We start from the raw sequence: 21,603 nt of genomic DNA, 5'->3' as shown, positions 1-21,603 counted from the left end.
CGCTTACTCGGCAAATACTTCCTGCAACACGCGCAGGGTAGTCGCCAGCGTATCCTTGGGAACCACCCCAAGCTTGTTCGCAAGGCGGACTTTATCGACCGCCCGCAACTGGTCCAGCAGGATGAGCCCTTTCTTGCCGCCATGGGTAACGTCAACACGGAACGGCGCAGGGCGACCGGCCGTTGTCATCGGTGCCACAATCACTGTGCGCAAGAAGTCGTGCATTTCCGGTGGCGACACAATGACACATGGCCGCGACTTCTGGATTTCGCTGCCCACGGTCGGATCCAGGTTGACGAGCCAGATTTCGCCACGCTTCACCACACCAGATCCTTATCGCCCTCATTTCCTAACTCCGGCAACACCAACGCGTCGTCGCCGGCCGCTGCGATGGCCTTGCTGGCCTCGGCCCAGCCCCGGCGAACATCATGGGGTGGCGGACGAATGATCAGGGCGCCATCGACTACCGAAATTTCGGCTTCATCCACCAAGCCGACTTCAGCAAGTAAAGCGGCGGGAATGATCATTCCTTTCGAGTTGCCGATTCGGCGGATTACGGTTCGCATTTCAGCTCCTTGGACGTTATAACCATGTTATACCCACACACCGCAATATTCAATTGTGTTGCGTGTTGCTGGTGGGTATGCGACACTCCCCCGCTTCATGAAAAAGTTGACGAAAATCATCGTTTCTGCGGCTCTCGCAGCGAGCTTCCTGCCGGCAATGGCAGTGGAGCCGCCCCTGACCGCCGTCGCTCCGGGCACGCCGCTGCTGGCGCCTGCCGCGACGCAGGCTGTGCCAGTGCCGGCCGCTGCGCCGACGCCGGCGCCGTCGGACAAGCCGGAGAAACAGGGATTTTTCGCCAAGTGGGTCATGCCGCTGACGAATATCCGCGTCAGCAGCTTCTTTGGCGCCCTGCGCGGCAAGCGCGCGCACGGCGGCGTCGACTTTTCCACGCCGGTCAATACGCCGGTAATGGCGACCGGTCCTGGTGTGGTGGTAGCGTCGACCAATCGTTATGAAGGCGACAAGAAATACGGCGAAGTCGTCGTGATCGAGCACCTGAACGGCCTGCGCTCCCTCTACGCCCACCTGAACAAGCGTTCCGTGAACGTGGGCGACGAAGTGTCCGCCGGCCAGCCGATCGGCTTCTCCGGCTCCACCGGACACTCCACCGGCCCTCACCTGCACCTGGAAGCCTTCGAAAACGGCAAGCGCATCGATCCGCAGAACCTGCTGGCCGGTCTGGAACAGGGCGCGCTGGCGTCCGCAGTGAACGCCAGGCAGTTCAAAGGCGAGGAAATGATCTTCACCGCGCCCAAGACCAAGTCCAGCGTCAGCGGCTACAAGAAAGCCAAATCCACGTCCGAGCACCACCAGGTCGCCAGCGCCGGAAAGCGCACCAAGGCCAAATCATCCGATGCTCCCGCCCGCAAGTCCGCTTCCCGCTCCCGCAAGCACTGATCGCGGCTCGAGCCTGATCACACGCCCAGCCATCGCAATCGTCTCCGGACGGTGAGCCACACAAATGCGCGTGACCGCCAGCGCAGCAATCGCATCGTTCACCTGCCGTTCGCGCTCTACATCCAGATGACTGGTGGCTTCATCGAGCACCAGCACCTTCGGCGACTTGTACAGCGCACGCGCCAGCAACAGCCGCTGTTTCTGGCCGCCTGACAGGGCCGCCCCCATGTCGCCGGCCAGCGTGTGGTAGCGCATCGGCATGGCGTCAATGTCCTCGTGCACCGCCGCCAGCCGAGCGCACTCCTCGATGCGCGCCTGGTCCGGTTGCGGATCGAAGAAGCAGATGTTATCGGCCAGCGAACCGGCCAGCAGAGTATCGTCCTGCATCACGGCAGCCACGGCTTGCCGATAGCAGGCCAATCCCATCTGCCGGATCGGGAGACCGCCTATCCTGATTTCGCCTTCGGTAAGTGGCAGGATGCCGAGGATCAGCTTGACCAGCGTGGTCTTGCCGCAACCCGACGGGCCAACAATCGCCACCGACTCGCCGGGCTGGATACGCAGGTCCAGGTGCCGCACGATCCACGGCTCGCCTTCCGAGTAGCGGAAGCCTGCGTCGATCAGTTCGATCCCGGCGGACAGATCCGGCGGGAAGTTCCGCGCCGGCGCGCTGCTCTCCGCCGGCTCCAGCACGATATCGGCCAGCCGTTCCGCGTGCAGCGACAGCATGCGGAACTCAAAGTACTTGTTCACCAGGGCGCCCGTCCTGCTGCTGAACTGAGTGCTGAAGGCGCCGAAGGAAAACAGCATGCCGATGCTGAAGGCGCCGTCCATCACCGCACCGGCACCCAGCCAGAACACAAGCAGCTGTTCCACGCCCATGATGGCCGTGTTGGCGATGCCGAACCACAGCATGAATTTTTCGGTACGCACGTCGCGGTTGATGGCGTCGACCATGAAATTCAGCCAGCGGCCGCGCCGGTCCAGCTCACGCCCGAACAGCTTGATGGCCTGGATGCCGCGCACCGACTCGATGAAGCAGCTGCGCTCGCGCGCCTCCAGCACCAGCGCCTCCTCGCTCGCCGCGCGCAGCGGCGCATAGGACACGGCCCGCAGCACGCCGTACAGCGCCACCGCGCACAGCACCACCGCCGCCAGCCTCGCGCTGTAGGCGAACATCACCGCCAGCGTGGCCGCGGCCATGACGCCGTCGAGGACAGCTTCAATGAAGCCGTGAGTGAGCGTGTTCTGGATCGCCGTCACCGACGAAAAGCGCGACACCACATCGCCCAGGTGCCGCTTCTCGAACCAAGCCACGGGCAGATGCAGCAAATGCGTGAACACATTCGCCGCCCACTGCAGGTTCATGTGCGTGGAGATGTACATCACCGTCCAGCCGCGCGCCAGCGAGATGCTGCTCTGGGCGAGCAGCATCAGGGCGAAGCCCCAGGCCAGCACGCCGAGCAGATCGCGGTCCGCCGAGGCAAGTACTTCGTCGAGTACCCACTGGTTGAAAACCGGCGCGGCCAGCGCGAACACTTCCAGCGCCGCCGCCATGGCGAAGATGGTGGCCAGTGCACCCCACAGGCCGTAGACCTTGCCCAGCAGAGAACGCACAGACAGGCGCTGCCGCTCATTTCTGCGTTCGAATTGCGCAGTCGGCGTCAGCTCCAGCGCTACGCCGGTGAAATGCCGTGCCACCTCCGCAATTGCCAGGCGTCGCGCGCCCATCGCGGGATCATGGATGACACAGGCACTGTCGCCCATGCGCACCAGCACAACGAAATGATTCAGGTCCCAGTGCAGGATGCAGGGCAAGCGCAAGCCGGACAGCTCTTCGAGTTCCAGCCGCACGGCGCGCGCTGCGAGGTGCAGGCTGTCTGCGCACTGCACCAGTTGCGCGAGACTGGCCCCCTTCAGCGAAAAGCCGCAGCGCGAGCGCAGGGCCGGCAAGTCTATCCTGTGGCCGTGCCAGCCGGCGATCATGGCGAGGCAGGCCAGGCCGCACTCGGCGGCCTCCGTCTGCAGCTGGAGCGGCATGCGCCTGCGTCCGAATTCCAGATGACCCAGGACTTCCATGGCAGTCTCCCCAGCTGCACAAACTACTTCACGGGCGCTAGCGGCGGCTGTGCGCCGTCATCCAGTACGTCCTGAGTTTGCCCGAGCCTCCAGGCGGCAGTTCGTAGTGGTGTTGCTGGCCTTGCGACGGCTTCGCGGGTTGCCCGCCGCCGCCGTTGCTGCCGCCGTGGCCGGCCGGATCAGGGACAACGACGGGCTGCGGCCGTCCCACATAAGGTCCGCGCCTCGGTCGGTCATCCACGTTCAGCCTGATTGATGGCGGCTTGGGTGACCAGCCGCCACCGACGGACTCCAGTTCATCCGGAGCGAGTTCTCGCATGATGTAACCTCCTGTTAGAGAGTGGTTGCAGGAGCCGCCACACTTTTGACCGGATCAAACAGCCACTCGATCAGACGGCGCCTGTCTTGCTTGATGTCGGCTTCCAGCGCCATGCCTGTTCGCAGTGGACGCTGTTGGCCATATGCAGCGACGGTTTGCCTGTCCAGGCTGACCGCGATCCTGTACACCGCTTCCACCCTGCCCTGCGCTCCTGCCGCTGTCTCTGTAATCGGTCCGCGATCGACGCTGCGCACGCGGCCTGTCATGTATCCGAATTTCTGAAAGGGGAAGGCGGCAATGCGCAGGCGCACCGCCTGGCCTTCCGCCACAAAGCCGATAGCGTTGGACGGCGCCTGCAGATGCGCCTCCAGCCGGCTCGCCTTGGGCACGATGGTCGCCAGCGCCGCGCCGGCCGCCACGCTCTCGCCTTGTTCGGCGGACAACGCTGTCACGAAGCCGGCTGCGGGTGCGAGCACGCGCACGCCGCCGCGGCCCTGTTGTTCGGCAGCCTCCTGTTCCAGCGTAGCCAGCGCGCGCGCCGCTTGCAGCTTGACCAGTTCGATCTGGCTGGCGGCCTGCGCTTCATCGGCCGTAGCCAGGGCCAGTTCCCGCGCCGTCGCCAGCCGGCCGCGCTCCGACGCCTGCAACCTGGATTGCTGCTCCGCCAGCTCGGACTCGGTCTGCGTCAGCTGCAGCTCGGATACAAAGCCCCGTTCGCGCAAGGCCTGGAAGCGGCGCAGCGCGCTTTCCGCCAACGCCACGCGCTTCAACTGCAGGCGCTCATCCCTGGTCAGCACCTCCGACTCGTCCTTGAGCAACTGGCCGCGCTGCCCGAGATCGGCCAGCCGCTGCTGCAGCTGGCGAATCTGCATATGCGACTCCTGCTCGATCAGTGCGCGCCGCTGGTCCAGCGCAGCACTCACGCGCCGCTCAATGGCGCCATCCTTCGTGCTGCGCTCGGAGGACAACTCGTACAACACTTGTCCTTCCTCGACCTGATCGCCCTCGCGCACACTGCGTGCAACGACGCGGCCGAACTGCGGCGCCACCACCTTGATCGCGCCATCGGCCGGCACAATCCGACCGCTGACCGTTACGCGCCGCGTGTAGTGTCCCGTCATCAAATAAGCCGTCAGTGCAAGCGCCAGCAACGCCGAAACGGCCGCCGCCAGCCGCACCGGCACCGGCTGCTGCAGCACGATCGCCCCCGCCCAGCGGCCCGCCCGCTCTTCCAGCACTTCCTTCCTGAACAAGGGGAGATGCATGACACCCTCCAGCCGCCGATCATGTTAGTGATGATAGGCAACAGCCAGAAGTTTCAATTAAGAAAAATCAAGGAATGATGCGTCAGAAGCAGAGATAGATGCGGTTCGCGAGATCGAGCATGAAGTCCGGCCGCAGGTAGGCAAGGAAGGCCGCTGTGAGGACGGCGATGCCCGCCGTCCATGCCGCAACCCTGCCCAGGCGCGCCTTCATCATGCCGCCTTGAGCTGGGGCTCGCGCACCAGCGGACGCTCGTTGATCGGCAGGTTCGCCAGCCCGGCCATCACGCCGAGGCCGATGGCGATGCCCCACACCACGTCGTAATTGCCGCGGAGGTCGAACAGGTAGCCGCCCAGCCAGACGCCGAGGAAGCTGCCGATCTGGTGGGAGAAGAACACGATCCCCGCCAGCATGGACATATGCTTCAGGCCGAACACGCCCGCGATGATGCCGTTCGTCAGCGGCACGGTGGACAGCCACAGCAAGCCCATCGCCGCCGCGAACAGATACACCGACCATTGCGACAATGGCGCCAGCAGGAACAATGCAATCACCACCGAGCGTGCGAAATAAATGAAGGACAACAGGTAGCGCTTGGGCAGCCTGCCACCGAGCTGGCCCGCCGTGAAAGAACCGAAGATGTTGAACAGGCCAATCAGCGCCAGCGCCATCACGGCCACGCCTGGATTGGCGATGCCCTTGTCCTTCAGGTAGGCCGGCAAGTGAACGCCGATGAACACCACCTGGAAGCCGCAGACGAAATACCCGGCTACCAGCAGCAGGAAGGAGCGGTTGCGCACCGCTTCGTGGAAGGCGTCGCCGATGCTCTGGTGATGTGCGCCCGCGGCCACTTCGTGCTTCGGCTCGCGCATATTGAAGGACATCGGAATCATCAGGAACACCACCGCCGAGGCCAGCAGGTACAGCGCATTCTGCCAGCCGGCAAAGGAAATCAGCGTTTGCTCGACCGGCATCATCAGGAACTGGCCAAAGGAGCTGGCCGCACCGGACACGCCAAAGGCCCAGGAGCGTTTCTCGGCAGGCGCCGCGCGTCCGATGATGCCGCTGACAGCGCCGAAGCCCGTGCAGGCCAGTGCCAGCCCCACCAGTACGCCCGAACCGAGAATGAACAAGGTGGGCTGCGTAACGGTCGCCATCCACACCAGGCCGGCCATATAGCACAAGGCGCCGACAATCACGACGCGCATGGTGCCGTAACGGTCCGCCACCATGCCCGCGAATGGGCCGAACGCGCCCCACAAGAGGTTTTGTACGGCCATCGCCAGCGAAAAGGTCTCGCGGCTCCAGCCATTGGCCTGCGAGATCGGCTGCATCCAGAAACCAAAGCCATGCCGCACGCCCATAGCCAGGGTCAGCACCACGCCGGTGGAAATCAGGAGGGTTTTCAGGTCAAGCACGCGGGCGGAAGAATTCATGGCGACAAGCTTAGCGGGAAAGAAAGCCAGTTTACTGCATAGCTTGCCGCCATGCTGAAGCTCATCGAGGCGCAAAGTAGCTGATGCGGCCGGTCAACTTCAAGGTGCCCAGGCCGGTGGCCAGATCCTCGGCGCAGTCCAGGGTGCCGCCGCCGCTGGCGTTCTTGTAGAGTGCGGTGCCGCCGACGATCTGGAAAGTGCCGCCGGAGCAAACATAATTGGCGCCGTCGCCGGTGGGTACCATCTGGCCACTGTAAGTGACAAAAATCTGGTCGCCGCCGGTCGTCAGGATAATCAGCTGGCCCCTGCTGGATTCAAAGATCGGATAAGACGCTTTGATGCAGTCGCCGCCGACGAAGACATTACGGCCGATCAGTTCGCTGTCGCCATAGCCGGTGACAGTGCCACCGAACTTGGTCGGGCAGCGCAGGGCTGGTCCAGCCGTTTCCTTTACCACGCCAGTGATTTCTACGGGTACCGTCTTGTAAGTGCTCGCTGCTTGGGATGCCAGAGTGACCAGGGACAGTGCAGTGCCTGCCATGAGACGCCAGATGGTGTTTTGCATTTTCTTCTCCTGAAGTTTGGTTTATGTGAGGCAAGAATTGCGCTCACGCACCCCTTTCAGCGAGAACCGTGCCAGTCCTCTTCCGGCGAATTAAGCGATTGATTATAAAGGATTTTCCTTGTTGAGCAGCTCTGAATACGGCTGAAATGGCGGGTCCCACACCACACCTTTTTGCGGGCCTGTTTGGCGGCATACAACAGGCCCCGACAGATTCGGCCAAAGCCGTGAGCTAAGGCCCTTGCGGCCTTGTTATCGGGCCAGCCAGTAGGACATCTTGCCGCTCAGTTTCAAAGTGCCCTGGCCGGTACTCATGTCTTCCTTGCCGTCGAGCGTGCCGCCGCCGGAGGCGAACAGGTAGGCGCCCGTGCCGCCGGTGATCTGGAAGGTTGCGCCGGTAAAGGTGTACTGGGCGCCCTCGCCGGTGGGGATCATCTGGCCGCTGTAGCTGGCGTAGATCTGGTCGCCGGAGGTGGTCATGATGATGAAGCGGCCCTTGCTGAAATTAAAGATGGGCGGCGCGGGTGTGATGCAATCGGTGGCGACGAAGGACAGGCGCCCGACCTGGGCGCTGTCGCCAAAGCCGGTGATCGTGCCGCCAAACTGGGAGGGGCAGCGCGCCGACGGCCCGGCGACTTCGAGCATCACGCCGGTCACTTCGAAAGGTACCGTGGCGTAGCTGAGGGTGACGGCGGAAGCCGCCGCCGAAGCCAGTGAAAGCGCGGCGCCGAGCGCTGCGCCAAGGATTGCTTTTTGCATGTTACCTCCCGAGAGTATTAGAAAATCGATAATATCAATTTTTTAACACGCGCGGGAGGCGCACACCTCAATCTGCTGCGTATCGCACACCGGTCTGTGCACGGATTTCGTCCATCACGCCCATCAGCGACAGGGTTTCGTCCAGCGGCATCACGGGGCTTTCCAGCAGGCCGGCGCGCAGGCAGCGCTGCACTTCCATCGCTTCGTGCGGGTAGCCATTGCCCAGGCGGGGCAGGTGTATTTCGCGGCGGCTGCCGTCATTCAGCTCGATGGTGAAATCCTCGGTGTGGTGGAAGCGGCTGTGCAGGCGCAGGAAGCCCTTGCTGCCGCAAATGGTCAGCGTGGCGCCGGTGCGCGAATTCAGGCTGGTCGCGCAGCTGGACAAGCCGCCATCCACATGGCGCAGCACGAAATTGGTCTGCACGTCGACGCCGGTGGGCCCCAGCTCGCTCATAGCCTTCACTTCGGCCACGCGGCCCAGGAAGAAGCACGACACGGACAATGGGTAAATGCCCAGGTCCAGCAATGCGCCGCCGCCCAGCTCCAGGTTGAACAGGCGATGCTCGGGACCCACGGCCGCCATGAACCCCAGGTCGGCCTGGATATTCGAAATCTCCCCGATTTCGCCGGCATCGATCAGGCGCTTGGCTTCCACAATGGCCGGCTGGAAGCGCGACCACATGGCTTCCATCACGAACAGCTTCTTCTCCCGCGCCAGGGCGACGATTTCTTCGGCTTCGCGGCGGTTCACGGTAAAGGCCTTTTCGACCAGCAGGGATTTGCCGGCGCGCAGGCACATCAGGGCGTTCTCATGGTGCATCGGATGCGGCGTGGCGATGTAGATCACGTCCACGTCCGGATCGTCCGCCAGCGCCTGGTAACTGCCGTGGGCGCGCGCGGCGCCATACTCTTCAGCGAACGAGGTAGCGCTATCAGTGCTGCGTGAGGCAACGGCCGCGAGTTCTGCATCAGGCAGCTCCTTCAGGGCAGTGGCCAGGGCCTTGGCGATCTTGCCCGTGCCGAGAATGCCCCAGCGGATGCGCTTTTCCATGCTTGCTCTCCTTGTAACGAAAAATGGAAGTGTACTCTTATTCCAACATTATCACGTGGCAGCGCCCCACAGCTTGAATTAGAAATTTACTAACGGTAATATAAAGTGCCTCCCAACACTTTCCGATACCGATGCGCCGCAAACTTCCGAACATTTTGTGCACCGTTGCCATGTGCGCATCGTCGTTCGCATCGGCGGCGCCCATGTTCGTACCCGATGAAGACGGCGATATTCCGGCCGATTCGTGCAGCGGAATGCTCCGCCGCCAGCCCAGCTGAGCACGCCCCGCCCTGGCGACGATCTGACTTACCTGATACCCGGCGGAGCCGACATCCAGCCGACGAGTTACTACACAGGCATTCAGCAGGGCGGGTTCCGCCCGGAGTATGTGCTTACCGACCAGCCGCGCACGCAAAACGAGGGCAGTGATTCCAACGGCATGAATCTGCTGGGCGGAGGAGCATTCGTCTTCGTACTGGTGGCAAAAGGCGTAGCGCGAAAGCGCAGGTTTTTCCGCAAGAAGTACCGCCTGCTGCTGGGCACCAAGGCGGAATACAAACGCGCCGACGCTTAAGCCTGTGCGGGCCGGCGTCCTGGGCGGAAAACGCTCGCGTCGGCGTAAAAGCCGGCATCCTGCTGCGGCCACCAGCCCGGAACTCCCAACACCGGCAGCGGCGTGAAAGCCGCCTTGTTCAGGCCTTCGCTGCGCAGCTGCTGCGCCACCTGTTCGTCGATCCATGCACGGCGCGCGGAGGGCGGCAGCGCGAAGTAGCTGTCCGGCGCCATCAGCACGCGGGTATGGGCTGTAATCGCCTTGTAGGGCGCCACCAGTTTTTCCATCAGCGCGTGCCCGAACAGCCAGACTTCCGCATAGCGCCCGAACATTTCGGCGCGCTCCACGAAAGCTTCCTGCCAGCGGTGCTTGCGCAGCGCTTCCACCAACGCGGCGCCTTCCTCATCGTCGCGCACCAGCAGCAGGGCCGCGTTCTCGTCGAAGATGGTGGCGGCATCGCGCGCCGGGCCGCGCGATTTGCCGACGCCAGCCAGCGCAATTTGCGCCGCCTGCAACGCGTTCAGCTCGCGCTTGATGAGGGGAAAGTCAGCCACACCAGGCCGTTGAAGAAGTCGTGCAGGTTGTCGCGCGTGGGCACGCCGCCGGTGGCGCCGATGAATTCCTCATAGGCCGTGCCTTCCGGCAGGTCGGACTGCGGCACGAATCGCAGCGGCAGGCCCTGGTGGTTGCGCAGGCCGAGCGCTTCGGCCTGGGCGCTGAACGATGCGATCACGCTGCTGCCCGAGAGATCGGTACGGGAAGCAGCTTCCCGCACCGCGTCGTACCACGGGCGGGACCAGTCGATCGCCGCAAACACCCTTAGACCATCTTCCAGTTGATGATTTCGCCGGCGTTCAGGGGGATCACCTGCTGGTCGCCGAAAGGCAGCGATTCCGGCAGGGTCCACTGCTCGCGCTTCAGGGTGATCTTGTCCTGGTTCGGCTCCAGGCCGTAGAAGGCCGGGCCATTCAGGGAGGCGAAGGCTTCCAGCTTGTCCAGCGCACCGGCGCGCTGGAAGGCCTCGGTGTACAGCTCCATTGCGTGCAGGGCGGTGTAGCAGCCGGCGCAGCCGCATGCCGCTTCCTTGGCGCCCTGTGCGTGCGGCGCGGAGTCGGTGCCGAGGAAGAAGCGCTCATCGCCGCTGGTAGCCGCGGTGACCAGGGCCAGGCGGTGCTCTTCGCGCTTCAGCACGGGCAGGCAGTAGTAGTGCGGACGGATGCCGCCCTTGAAGATTTCGTTGCGGTTGTAGAGCAGGTGGTGGGCGGTGATGGTAGCCGCGATCGGGCCTTCCGCTTCAGCCACGTACTGGGCCGCGTCCTTGGTGGTGATGTGCTCGAACACGATATTCAGGGCCGGGAAGTTCTTGCGCAGCGGGCGCATGATGCGCTCGATGAAGACAGCCTCGCGGTCGAACAGGTCGATATCCTGGTCGGTGACTTCGCCGTGCACCAGGAAAGGCATGCCCACTTCCTGCATCACTTCCAGCACCTTGTAGCAGTTTGCCAGGTCGGTTACGCCGGCGTCCGAATTGGTGGTGGCGCCGGCCGGGTAGAGTTTCACGGCGTGCACGAAGTCGGTTTCGGCGGCGCGGCGGATTTCGTCCGGGCTGGTGTTGTTGGTCAGGTAGAGCGTCATCAGCGGCTCGAACGACATGCCCTGCGGCAGGGCGGCCAGGATGCGCTCGCGGTAGGCTTGCGCCTGCGCCACAGTGGTGACCGGAGGTTTCAGATTTGGCATCACAATCGCGCGGCCGAACTGGCGGGCAGTGTGCGGCAGCACGCTGGCCATGGTCGCGCCGTCGCGCAGGTGCAGGTGCCAGTCGTCTGGGCGGGTGATGGTCAGGCTGTGTGGGGCGTCGAAGTCGGTCATGTGCGGCTCTCAAATTTCGAATGCCGACATTTTACCTGCTCCGGCGCCCTCTTCCCTTACTGTGCGGGCGCCGGGTGCTGCTCGACCCAGCGCTTGACGTCGGCCAGCATGGCGTCCAGCTTCGCGCGGTCGTAGGCTTTGCCGTGGTTCAGGACCATGCGGATCTTGCGCGTGGCGCTGATGTCCTTCAGCGGGTCGGCGTCCAGCACCAGCAGGTCGGCCGTCTTGCCCGCTTCCACGACGCCATAGCGTTCCTGCTTGCCGAGGAAGCGCGGTCCGGCCAGCACGGCCGCCTTCAGCGCCTGCTGCGGCGTGAGGCCGTATTTGACGAAGATGCCCAATTCATCGTGCAGGCCCTGGCCCGGATAGTCGAAGGAATTCAGGAAGCCTGCATCGGTGCCGGCGATGATGCTCACGCCTTCCTGCTCCAGCAGGGGCAGCAGGGAGGCGGATTTTTCGAACAGGGCGTGGCGCAGGGCGATAGCGTCCTTGTCATCCTTCGCGGCACGCTGCACGCGCCAGTCGTAGGTGGCGCGCAGGCCCTTGCCGATGTATTGCAGGTAGGGGTCGTGGGCGTGGTCGTCCTGGTCCAGGTAGGCCGTGGCCTGGGAGCCGATCAGGGTCGGTACGATGGCGGTGCCGGCTTGCGCCATGCGGCGGAAAGTGGCGCGTGCCGTGGCTTCGTCATAGCTTTCCAGGCTGGCACGCATGGCTTCGCGGCCCGTCATCTTGCCGGCGGCGACTTGCGCCGTCAGCTCCGCTTCGCGCGGCGTGGAACCGCGCAGCAGGTAGGACTGGTGCTCGACCGTGCCCAGGCCGGCCTTGAACATATCGTCCAGCGTGAGCTGCACAGGGACGTGGCCGGAAGTGCGCAGGCCGCGCTCTTTGGCCTGGCGCAGCGCTTCCAGGAAGATTGGCGGCGTCATCGTGTTTTCCGTAATCTTCACGAAGTCCACCTTGCGCGACTGCAGGTAGTCGAGGGCCTTGCTCACTTCTTCCGGCGTGCCGACTTCGACGGTGCCCTTCCACAGCGGCTTGTAGCCTTCCAGTTTGGGGCCGGACGCCAGGATGGTCGGCCCTTCCAGTTCTCCCTTGTTGATCTGTTCGCGCCAGGCCAGCACGGTGTCCGACAAATCGCCGGCGCAGTCGCGCACGGTGGTGATACCGTGGGCAAGGTACAGCGCCAGCAACTGTTTGTTCTCTTCGATCAGCGCGGGACCGCCGCCGAAGTGAACGTGGCTGTCCCATAGCCCGGGCATCAGGTATTTACCCTTCAGCTTATAGGTTTGCTTCGGCGCGTAATTCTTCAGGGCCTTGTCGTCCACCACCGCGAGGATGGTGTCGCCCTTCAGCAGCACGGTCCTGCCTTGCACGAGGCGTCCGGATGCAACATCGATAATCGTGGCCTGGGTCAGTGCGACGTCGGCCGCCATGCGTTCGGCTGCCGCCGCGGCGGAGCCCAGCGCCAGCAGGGCGCTTGCGATCAGTTTCATTTTCATGCGACGCATGGTAACTCCAAGTAGCGCAGCCGCGAAAGGGTTGGACGTCTATCTACGTAGTAACGAAAGCGCGGCCATGGGCGCGCTTTCGTTAGCGCACAATCGCCACGCGGCGCTGCAGCATGCGCACCATCCACGACAGGAGGCAGCACAGGATGAAGTAGACGACGGCGACGAACAGGTACATCTCCACCAGGCGCCCGTCGCGCTGGGCGATCTTGCTGGCGGCGCCGACGAAATCCGGCACGGACAGCACATAGACCAGGGACACGTCCTGGAACAGCACGATGGTCTGCGTCAGCAGCACCGGCAGCATATTGCGGAACGCCTGCGGCAGCACGATATGGCGCATGGTCTGCCAGTAGCCCATGCCGAGCGCCTGCGCGGCATACACCTGCCCCTTTGCAATCGCCTGTATGCCGCCGCGCATGATCTCGCAATAGTAAGCCGCCTGGAACAGGGTGAAGGTGATCAGCGCCGACCAGAAGGTGCCGACCTTTACCGGCTCCGCCGCGCCGATCACCCAGGCCGCCACATATGGCACGAGGAAGTAGAACCAGAAGATCACCAGCACCAGCGGCACGGCGCGGATCAGGTTCACATAGCCCGCGGCCAGCAGGGCCAGGGGACGTAAACTGGACAGCCGCCCCAGCGCCAGCAGAGTGCCCAGCGCCACGCCGCCCAGCATGGACAGCACCGTCAGTTCCAGCGTGAACACCATGCCCGTCTTGAACAGGTAGGGCCAGGAGCGCGCAATGACGTCGAAATCGAAGGAGGACAGCATCAGCGCCCTCCCTCGCCCAGCGTGCCGGGCAGCGCCAGCCGGCGTTCCAGCAGCGCCATGCCCGCGACCACGATGATGTTCGCCACCACGTAGATCAGCGTGGCCGCCGAAAATGCTTCAAACACCTGGAAGGAAAATTCCTGGATGGCGCGCGCGCTGGCCGTCAGCTCCATCAGGCCGATGGTCAGCGCGACGGAACTGTTCTTGATGATGTTGAGGAATTCACTCGTCAGTGGCGGCAGGATGATGCGCACGGCCAGCGGCAGCAGCACATGGCGGTAAGCCTGCACGCGCGTGAGCCCCAGCGCCAGAGCGGCCAGGCGCTGACCGCCCGCCAACGCTTCGATGCCGGCCGTGACCTGCACCGCCACCCGCGCCGACGTAAAGAAGCCCAGGCAGATCACTGCCGTGACGAAAGGCGCATTCGGCAGGGCCTTGAGCCAGTCTCCGCCGCCTTGGGCAGCAGCTCGGGCATCACGAAGAACCACAGGAACATTTGCACCAGCAGCGGAATATTGCGGAACAGTTCTACATAAGCGGTGCCGGCGCGACGCACCCAGGCATTGGGCAGCGTGCGCAGCGTGCCGACGACGATGCCCAGCGCCAGCGCCATTACCCAGCCGGTCAGCGAGGTGGCCAGGGTCCACAGCAGGCCGGAGACCAGCGTGTCCCAATAGGTGTGCACTCCGTCCGGGACAGCTCCCAGAAGATGCGCCAGTTCCAGTTGTAGTGCATGCCTATTTCTTGCCGGCGTAGGCGGCAGGATCAGGCGAATCGGTAGGCTTGGCAAACACCGCCTGCAAATGGGGCGGCATGGGGAAATTCATGTTCACGCCCTTGGGCGGGATGGGGCTCGTGAACCACTTGGCGTAAATGCGCTTGATATCCTCTGACTGGTAGACGCGGGCCAGCGCTGCATCCACCATCTGCTTGAACTGCGGGTCGTTCTTGCGCAGCATGATGCCGTAGGGCTCCACGGACAGCGGCTCGCCAGTCAGCACATAATCGCCCGGCGACTTGGAACTGGCCACTTGCGCGGCCAGCAGGATATCGTCATTCGCTTCGGCCGCCGCGCGGCCTGTCTCCAGCATCAGGAAGGACTCGGGGTGGTCCTTGCCGACCACGATATTCATGCCGAGGTTCTTTTCCTTGTTCAGGATGGTCATCTGCTTCAGCGAAGTAGTGCCGGCGGTGGCGACCAGGGTCTTGCCCTTCATGTCCGCCAGGGTCTTGATATTGGACGTTTTCTTCGCCAGCAGGCGGCTGGAGATCACGAACATGGTGGGCGCAAACGCCACCTGCTGCTGGCGCTCCGCATTATTCGTGGTGGAGCCGCATTCGAGGTCGATGGTGCCGTTGGCCATCAGGGGAATGCGGTTGGCGGACGTCACCGGATTCATGGTGACCTTCACTTCCGTCATCCCCAGTTGCTTCTGCACATAGGCGACGATCTTCATGCACAGGTCTATGGAATAGCCCTGGTACTGCTGCTTGTCGTCCAGATAAGAGAAGGGAATGGACCCGTCGCGCACGCCCAGCGTGATCTGGCCTGTGCGCTTGATCTTGGCGAGGGTGCCGGTGGTTTCCTGGGAGTGGGCCGCCGCTGCAATGGAGCAGAGGGCCAGCGTCGCAAACAGTCGGGTCATTGCCATGATTCCTCCTGCACGATTGCGCGGGCCGGGCGGCCCGCGTTTAGTGGATGATACGCGCCAGGAAGTCTTTGGCGCGCTCGGAGCGCGGCGCGCCGAAGAATTCCTCCTTGCCGCAGTCTTCCAGTATGTGGCCCTTGTCCATGAAGACCACGCGGTTGGCGACCTTTTTCGCGAAACCCATCTCGTGGGTCACCACCATCATCGTCATGCCTTCCTGGGCCAGGCCCACCATCACATCCAGCACTTCATTGATCATTTCTGGGTCGAGCGCGGACGTGGGTTCGTCGAACAGCATGGCTACCGGGTCCATGGACAAGGCGCGGGCGATCGCTACGCGCTGCTGCTGGCCGCCGGAGAGCTGGTTCGGGAACTTGTCCTGGTGCGCCAGCAGTCCCACACGATCCAGGTATTTCAGGCCGCGCTCCGTGGCTTCCTCATTGCTGCGGCCAAGGACTTTAATTTGTCCCAGCGTGAGGTTTTCGCGCACCGACAAAATGCGGGAACAGCTCGAAATTCTGGAACACCATGCCGATGCGCGCACGCAGGGCGGAAAGGTTGGTGCCCTTGGCGCCGACCGATGTTCCATTGACAACGATCTCGCCCTTCTGGAAGGGTTCCAGCCCGTTGACCGTCTTGATCAGCGTTGATTTTCCGGAACCCGACGGACCGCAAATAACCATAACGTCGCCCTTGGCCACACTGGTGCTGCAGTCCGTGAGCACCTGGAAGTGGCCATACCATTTACTGACGTCTTTTATATCAATCATGCCTGTTTTGCGGCTATTTATCTTGCTTGACAGCCCTATGCGGGCGCACGGATACTTCGGGACTTGCTTAATAGTTCACCATTCTACCGGCAAATCAGTCCCCGACGCTTACCCCTGACGGGCGACACTATCACAGGAATGTTGCATATGGAAAAGAAAAATCGCCTGACAACCTATATTCTCATAGGCCTCGCACTGGGCATCATTGTCGGTTATGTTGCAAACACGTCACTCGCCAATCCGGCGGGCTTTGCCGACTCGATGACGCTGATCACCACGCTGTTCCTGCGCCTGATCAAGATGATCATTGCGCCGCTGGTGTTCTCGACCCTGATGGTCGGCATTGCGAAGATGGGCGACACCAAGGAAGTGGGCCGCGTCGGTATCAAGACCCTGGGCTGGTTCTTCCTGGCTTCCGTGATGTCCCTGGCGCTTGGCCTGGTGATGGTCAACCTGTTCCGTCCTGGCGACGCACTGCTCGGCCACCTACCTACCGCGGCCGGTAACGCCGCTGCCGGCCTGGCCACGTCCAGCCTGTCGCTGAAGGAATTCATCACCCACCTGGTGCCCGCCTCGATCATCGACGGCATGGCCAAGAACGAGATCCTGCAGATCGTGGTGTTCTCGCTGTTCTTCGGCACCGCTGCCGCCGCTGTCGGCGCCAAGGCTGAACCGCTGATCGACGCGGTGGACGGCATCGCCCACATCATGCTGAAGGTCACCGGCTATGTGATGAAGTTCGCACCGCTGGCGGTGTTTGCGGCCGTTGCCGGCACCATCGCCAAGAGCGGCGTGGGCGTGCTGCAAACCTATGGCGTGTTCATGGCGGAGTTCTACCTGTCCATCGGCGTGCTGTGGGGCCTGCTGATCTTTGCCGGCTTCCTGTTCCTCGGCCGCCGCGTGATGAAGCTGATGTCTGAAGTAAAGGGCCCTACCCTGCTGGCCTTCTCCACCGCGTCCAGCGAAGCGGCTTTCCCGAAGACCCTGGAAGGCCTGGAGCGCTTCGGCGTGCGTAACCGCATCGCGGCATTCGTGCTGCCGATCGGCTACTCCTTCAACCTGGACGGCTCGATGATGTACTGCACCTTTGCGACCGTGTTCATCGCCCAGGCTTACGGCATCGAGATGTCGCTCGGTTCGCAGCTGACCATGATGATGGTGCTGATGCTGACCTCCAAGGGCATGGCCGGCGTGCCGCGCGCTTCCCTGGTGGTGATCGCCGCGACCCTGTCCCAGTTCAATATCCCGGAAGCGGGCCTGGTCCTGCTGCTGGGCATCGACCACTTCCTGGACATGGCCCGTTCCGCCACCAATGTCATCGGCAACTCCATCGCCACCGCCGTGGTCGCGAAATGGGAAGGCGAACTGGTCGCCACCGACGACTCCGAACTCGCCGACCGCCCGCTGCCCTAAGCGGCGTCCCCTGGCGGTGCCGCAAGAAATTGCGCCACCGCCGCCGAAAACACGCCGGGCTGCTCCATATTGGACACGTGGCCGCAATCGGGGATGATGACCACCCTCGCTTGCGGCAGCAGCTCCCGGACAGCAAAATCCATCCTTTCCTGATCGCCGCGCACAATCAGCACCGGCATGGCCGGCTTGCTTGCCGCAAGATGGCGCCGCGCGGATCGCCCCAGTAACAGGCGCGGCTCCACGTGCAGCGCCTGCCAGGCCTGCCATTCATCGATCATGCGCCACAGGGGCCGCCGCAGCGACTCGCGCGCCGAGCCGCCATGGCTCACCAGGTCCTCCAGCCACTTCCGCTTGAATGCCGCAATGCCTGTCTTGCGCACGGCCGCAATATCGGCATGTCGCCTGGCCAGTGCCTCATGCGTCCATGGTTCGTCCGGCCCCGGCACATCGAACAAATCACCGCCCGCCATGGTGGCGCTTGTGACCCGCTGCGGATACAGCGCAATGAAGTCGGTCACGACAAAGCCGCCAAGAGACAGGCCAACCAGGTGCGCACGCCGTATGCCCAGCGCGTCCATGAGCTGACGCAGATCCTCCGCATGCAGGAATTCCTCGCCTTCCTTCGGCGAGCTTGAGCGGCCATAGCCGCGCAGGTCATATCGGATCACGCGGTGGCTGCGCTCGAAATGCTTCACCTGCGGCTCCCACTGGCGGCGGTCGAAGCTATGCCCATGCAGGAATATGAGCGGCTCGCCGCTGCCGCTCTCTTCGCAATACAACTTTGCCCCATTGACCGGAACGAGCGCAGTCCGCACGCCACTGGCGGCAGCTTCCTGCACGGCCGTCCGCACCATCGGCGCGCAGATCGTCGATCCCAGGAAGGTGCTGTAGCCGTCCGCAACGGCCTTATCGACATTGGCCTTGGCGATAAGCACACCCCAGACATTGGCGACCTTGTCGATCCAGCTGTACGCGCCGGCCCAGCCGGGCGAGGAAACCAGGGTCGGATCGCCCTTGGCGTCCACTTCCTCGCGCCACAAGCCCAGGCCGTAGATATCCTTGCGCAGATCCTGGCGCGCCAGCTCCACGTATTCGCCGCGCCGCACCGCGGCAGTGCGCACCTGGTCCGCCTGCAATTCACTGACAGCGCTGCGGCTCAGTACACGCTTGCCGCGGTAATAGCCATCCTGCGACATCATCATCAGGAAACGCGCGTAATCCCGCGCCGTGGTGAACAGGCTGCCGCCCAGCATCGGACTGAAGCCCGGCTCGGCCGAAACCGGTGCATAGCCGCTTCCGAGCATGCCCAGCGGACGCGCGATGCGCGACTGGAATATTTCGTCGAAAGGCTGGCCCGCCGCCATTTCCGCCATCCGGCCGGCCACCTGCATTGCCAGGCCGCCGTACTGGAAAACCGTGCCCGCTGCGGCGACTGCCGGCAGATCCACGATGTGACTGACTGCCTCCTCCAAAGTCTGGTAATCGTCGCGGCGGCGGCCTTCGGGCTGGTAGTCGGGGTAGCCAGCCGTATGCGACAGCAACTGCCGCAGCGTCGCCTTGCCCTTGAGATCACTGAACTGGGGCAGATACTCGCGAACAGGATCATCCCACCCCAGTTTTCCCTCGTCCACGAGGGCCGCAATCGCGGCGGCCGCTGTCCACTTGCCGGTGGATGCCACATGCAATGCCCTGTCCGGATTGCCATCGCCGAAGCAGGCAATGTGCAGCGGCTGCTCACCGCGTCCGACGATCATCGCAATGCCGTCGAACCAGCCGTGCTCCACGCGCTCGCGCAGGCGCGCATCCAGCCACGAGAAATCCGGCCGGGCAGTTTCGGGCGCCGCGCCCAGGCCGCTTGCATGCAAGGCCGCCATGCCGGCCGCACCGAGTTGGAGAAACTCACGTCGTTTTCATGACTCGTCCTGAAAAAAAATACACTCCACGTCCGAAGGCGCGGAGTGTCAAGCTCTGAGAGGAGGAGACGGACTCAGAAGGTGTAACGGGCTTGCAGTCCAATGCGCTTATTCAGCGGCAGGTAATTCATCTGGTTATGCGGGTTGCCGTAATACTGCTCGCTGTGCGCTCCCAGGATGTTCACGCCGTCCAGCACCACCGACAGCTGCTTGCTGAAGTCGTAGCCCAGCGAAAAATCGAGCGTGCCGAGCGCCTTGGCGAAGATAGGCACACCCTGCGCACCCGAGGAACTGGTCGATACCACATAGCCGCTACGGTAGTTGTACGCCAGGCGGGCCTTCACCTTGCCCAGCTCGTACATGCCCACCAGGTTGTAACTGTTTTTGGACAAGCCCTGCAACGGAACCGTCTGGCCCTCGACTGCTGAAGGAGCTTTCGAATCCACGTAAGTGTAGTTGGCCTGCATGCCCAAGCCATTGAAAGGCGCAGGCAGGCGATCGAAGAACTGCTGGTAGCCGATTTCCAGTCCCTTGATCTTCGATGTGCCGGCCGACTTGAAGGTGGACACATTGTAGGTCTCGCCGTTGATCACCCGCGGCTCGGCCACCGTCTGCACGAAGCCGTCGACAGTCTTGTTGAACGCGCCGATATAGGCCAGGCCGTTCCCGCCAAAGTAATGTTCCAGCGACAGGTCATAGTTGGTCGACTTGTACGGTTGCAGGTCAGGGTTGCCGGCACGCGCGTCGTGCTGCACCTGGTTCGTGATGCTGACCGCCGCCGCCAGGTAGCCGAAGTTCACCTGTCCCAGCGTGCGGGATGCCGCCAGGCGCAAGGCCAGGTCGTCGCGCAGCGCGAGGTTGGCATTGAAGGACGGCAGCAGATCGTGCCGCTTCGAGTCGCGCGACTGCAGCACTTGGGTTCCTGCCGCATCCGCGCCATAGGACTCGCCGTGCAACTTCGTCTCGATATAGCGCACGCCCAGGTTGCCGGTGACCGGCAGGCCAGCGACTGCCAGCTCGTAATTGAGCTTCATGTACGCCGCCAGCGTTTTCTCGTTATTGAGCTGGTCCTGGTCGGGCGTGTTGCTCTCGCCGGCCGGCAGCCCATACAGCGTGCGCAGCGCAGATTGCTGGCGCACGGCCGCGCTGGAATAGGTCCAGTAAGGCCCGACGTCGCGCGATTCCGCTCCCGGCACCTGGTGCAGCAGGCCTGGATCGACCGTCGCCAGCGTCCTGCTGCTGTTACAACTGTCGATGCAATAGAAATTCACGAAGCCGAAGGAGTGGCGCGTGTAGTCATTGGTGCGCAAACCGAAATCGATCGAGTTCAGGACGCTGCTGTCCATCTTGTAGTTGGCATCCACGGTGGAAGCGGTATTGCGCTGGATACCGTCCAGGTGAATCGCCAGCAGGTAATTCGGATGATAGACAGCAGGATTGGCCAGATCCACGCCGGACACCGCCACGCGCGAGGCCGAGCCATCGTTCATCGTCAGCGTCATGCCCGGCACGCTGGCGTTGATACCCCACTCGTACAGCGTATTCACCACCGAGGTTTCGTTATGCGCGACGCGCGCCTTGACGGTGAGCGGCCCGCCATTGCTCCACCTGCCGCCAATATCGAACAGATGGGACTTGCGGTGTTCATCCCCGATCACGGAGGTATCCGTCACCGAGTTGCCCGTGAAGCTGCCCGTCTTCAGGTTGTCGCTGCCGTCGCTGTTGCGGTCACCCCAAAGCGAAAAGCCCGACGCCGCCGTGCCCGTGTAGAAGCGCGCGGTCTGGAAATTGTCGCGCTCCATGTAGTCGATGCCCACATAGTTGGCGTTCAGCGTGAGGTCCTGGCTGGGGCGCCACTGGTAGGAGCCAATGATCACATCTCGCTTGCGGTCGCCGTGGTGGCCGTTGCCGGTAAAATATGCCGATCGGATACGTTACGGACTTGCCCGAACCTGCGTAGTTCGCGACCGATTGGGTGCGCTGCACTTCATCTTCCGCAATGCCGAACGCGCTTTCCGTGTGGGCCACATTCAGCAGCACACCCATCTCGCCCACGCCGGTTTGCCAGCGCGTGCTGCCCAGCGCGGAGAACTGGCCCTTCACCTTGCTGCCGAAGCCCGGCGCCATCTCGAAGTTGGTCGCCTTGGTCGATACCGTAGCCGTTGTTCCCTTGAAGTCGAAGGGCTGGCGGGTACGGACGTTTACGTAACCACCCAGGCC

The 21,603-nt window shown here is 63.1% G+C and carries 19 protein-coding genes and 3 pseudogenes; 3 read left to right on the top strand and 19 right to left on the bottom strand.

Going from position 1 to position 21,603, the window contains the following annotated elements:
* Positions 1 to 3: 3 nt before the first annotated feature.
* Positions 4 to 324 (bottom strand): type II toxin-antitoxin system PemK/MazF family toxin, encoded by a 321-nt coding sequence (locus tag ACHMW6_RS00695; RefSeq protein WP_395404676.1) that lies wholly within the window; start codon positions 322 to 324, stop codon positions 4 to 6.
* On the bottom strand, positions 318 to 566 hold the full coding sequence (locus tag ACHMW6_RS00690) for an AbrB/MazE/SpoVT family DNA-binding domain-containing protein (protein ID WP_395404674.1): 249 nt from the start codon (positions 564 to 566) through the stop codon (positions 318 to 320). The genes ACHMW6_RS00695 and ACHMW6_RS00690 overlap by 7 nt, the downstream gene beginning before the upstream one ends.
* A 97-nt stretch (positions 567 to 663) precedes the next feature.
* Here ACHMW6_RS00690 and ACHMW6_RS00685 point away from each other — a divergent pair, with 97 nt between their 5' ends.
* Complete coding sequence (locus ACHMW6_RS00685; RefSeq protein WP_395404672.1) at positions 664 to 1,464, top strand: M23 family metallopeptidase; 801 nt, start codon at positions 664 to 666, stop codon at positions 1,462 to 1,464.
* Here the strand turns inward: ACHMW6_RS00685 and ACHMW6_RS00680 are convergent.
* From ACHMW6_RS00680 to ACHMW6_RS00645, 8 genes are all read right to left on the bottom strand, one after another.
* Entirely contained in the window at positions 1,414 to 3,543 is a 2,130-nt protein-coding gene (locus tag ACHMW6_RS00680; RefSeq protein WP_395404670.1) for a peptidase domain-containing ABC transporter, read from the bottom strand. The genes ACHMW6_RS00685 and ACHMW6_RS00680 overlap by 51 nt on opposite strands.
* 37 nt (positions 3,544 to 3,580) lie before the next feature.
* A complete protein-coding gene (locus ACHMW6_RS00675) occupies positions 3,581 to 3,862 on the bottom strand; it encodes a hypothetical protein (protein WP_395404668.1) in 282 nt (93 codons plus the stop codon).
* A 14-nt stretch (positions 3,863 to 3,876) separates the two neighbouring features.
* Positions 3,877 to 5,127, bottom strand: a complete 1,251-nt coding sequence (locus ACHMW6_RS00670) for an HlyD family secretion protein (protein ID WP_395404666.1) — start codon at positions 5,125 to 5,127, stop codon at positions 3,877 to 3,879.
* A gap of 82 nt (positions 5,128 to 5,209) precedes the next feature.
* Positions 5,210 to 5,341: a hypothetical protein gene (locus ACHMW6_RS00665; protein WP_395404664.1), complete on the bottom strand. Its 132-nt coding sequence runs from the start codon at positions 5,339 to 5,341 to the stop codon at positions 5,210 to 5,212.
* Positions 5,338 to 6,561, bottom strand: a complete 1,224-nt coding sequence (locus ACHMW6_RS00660; RefSeq protein ID WP_395404662.1) for an MFS transporter — start codon at positions 6,559 to 6,561, stop codon at positions 5,338 to 5,340. The genes ACHMW6_RS00665 and ACHMW6_RS00660 overlap by 4 nt, the downstream gene beginning before the upstream one ends.
* A gap of 61 nt (positions 6,562 to 6,622) precedes the next feature.
* The gene (locus ACHMW6_RS00655; protein WP_395404660.1) at positions 6,623 to 7,126 is read right to left on the bottom strand and encodes a hypothetical protein; all 504 of its coding nucleotides are present in this window, start codon (positions 7,124 to 7,126) and stop codon (positions 6,623 to 6,625) included.
* A gap of 249 nt (positions 7,127 to 7,375) precedes the next feature.
* Complete coding sequence (locus ACHMW6_RS00650; protein ID WP_395404658.1) at positions 7,376 to 7,882, bottom strand: hypothetical protein; 507 nt, start codon at positions 7,880 to 7,882, stop codon at positions 7,376 to 7,378.
* A gap of 67 nt (positions 7,883 to 7,949) precedes the next feature.
* Complete coding sequence (locus ACHMW6_RS00645; protein WP_395404656.1) at positions 7,950 to 8,933, bottom strand: Gfo/Idh/MocA family protein; 984 nt, start codon at positions 8,931 to 8,933, stop codon at positions 7,950 to 7,952.
* 244 nt (positions 8,934 to 9,177) lie between these two features.
* On the opposite strand from ACHMW6_RS00645, the gene ACHMW6_RS00640 reads away from it, so the two are divergent.
* On the top strand, positions 9,178 to 9,507 hold the full coding sequence (locus tag ACHMW6_RS00640) for a hypothetical protein (RefSeq protein WP_395404654.1): 330 nt from the start codon (positions 9,178 to 9,180) through the stop codon (positions 9,505 to 9,507).
* On the opposite strand, the pseudogene ACHMW6_RS00635 reads toward ACHMW6_RS00640, so the two are convergent.
* The 7 genes and pseudogenes from ACHMW6_RS00635 to ACHMW6_RS00605 all read right to left on the bottom strand — a co-directional run bounded on the left by ACHMW6_RS00635 (position 9,504) and on the right by ACHMW6_RS00605 (position 16,057).
* Positions 9,504 to 10,303, bottom strand: a pseudogene (locus ACHMW6_RS00635) (DUF3025 domain-containing protein). The gene ACHMW6_RS00640 and the pseudogene ACHMW6_RS00635 overlap by 4 nt on opposite strands.
* A 2-nt stretch (positions 10,304 to 10,305) precedes the next feature.
* The gene (gene pyrC, locus ACHMW6_RS00630) at positions 10,306 to 11,355 is read right to left on the bottom strand and encodes a dihydroorotase (protein ID WP_395404652.1); all 1,050 of its coding nucleotides are present in this window, start codon (positions 11,353 to 11,355) and stop codon (positions 10,306 to 10,308) included.
* Between the two features lie 56 nt (positions 11,356 to 11,411).
* Positions 11,412 to 12,863, bottom strand: a complete 1,452-nt coding sequence (locus ACHMW6_RS00625) for an amidohydrolase family protein (protein WP_395404650.1) — start codon at positions 12,861 to 12,863, stop codon at positions 11,412 to 11,414.
* A gap of 82 nt (positions 12,864 to 12,945) precedes the next feature.
* Entirely contained in the window at positions 12,946 to 13,638 is a 693-nt protein-coding gene (locus tag ACHMW6_RS00620) for an amino acid ABC transporter permease (protein WP_395404648.1), read from the bottom strand.
* Positions 13,638 to 14,373: pseudogene (locus ACHMW6_RS00615) on the bottom strand (amino acid ABC transporter permease). The gene ACHMW6_RS00620 and the pseudogene ACHMW6_RS00615 overlap by 1 nt, the downstream one beginning before the upstream one ends.
* Before the next feature lie 2 nt (positions 14,374 to 14,375).
* Positions 14,376 to 15,284 carry an amino acid ABC transporter substrate-binding protein gene (locus ACHMW6_RS00610; protein WP_395408496.1) on the bottom strand — a complete coding sequence of 303 codons (909 nt, stop codon included), beginning with the start codon at positions 15,282 to 15,284 and terminating at the stop codon, positions 14,376 to 14,378.
* A 46-nt stretch (positions 15,285 to 15,330) separates the two neighbouring features.
* Positions 15,331 to 16,057, bottom strand: a pseudogene (locus ACHMW6_RS00605) (amino acid ABC transporter ATP-binding protein).
* Positions 16,058 to 16,204: 147 nt separating this feature from the next.
* Between ACHMW6_RS00605 and ACHMW6_RS00600 the strand changes: the two are divergent.
* On the top strand, positions 16,205 to 17,470 hold the full coding sequence (locus tag ACHMW6_RS00600) for a dicarboxylate/amino acid:cation symporter (protein ID WP_395404646.1): 1,266 nt from the start codon (positions 16,205 to 16,207) through the stop codon (positions 17,468 to 17,470).
* On the opposite strand, the gene ACHMW6_RS00595 is transcribed toward ACHMW6_RS00600, so the two are convergent.
* Both ACHMW6_RS00595 and ACHMW6_RS00590 read right to left on the bottom strand, forming a co-directional pair.
* Positions 17,467 to 19,344 carry an alpha/beta fold hydrolase gene (locus ACHMW6_RS00595; protein WP_395404644.1) on the bottom strand — a complete coding sequence of 626 codons (1,878 nt, stop codon included), beginning with the start codon at positions 19,342 to 19,344 and terminating at the stop codon, positions 17,467 to 17,469. The genes ACHMW6_RS00600 and ACHMW6_RS00595 overlap by 4 nt on opposite strands.
* Positions 19,345 to 19,457: 113 nt before the next feature.
* A complete protein-coding gene (locus ACHMW6_RS00590) occupies positions 19,458 to 21,260 on the bottom strand; it encodes a TonB-dependent receptor (protein WP_395404642.1) in 1,803 nt (600 codons plus the stop codon).
* Between the last annotated feature and the right edge of the window lie 343 nt (positions 21,261 to 21,603).

It is taken from the genome of Pseudoduganella sp. UC29_106 (genome assembly GCF_044055365.1).
GTDB lineage: Bacteria > Pseudomonadota > Gammaproteobacteria > Burkholderiales > Burkholderiaceae_D > Rugamonas.
Note: the sequence above shows the minus strand (reverse complement) of the source record. Positions and strands in the feature narration are given on the sequence as shown.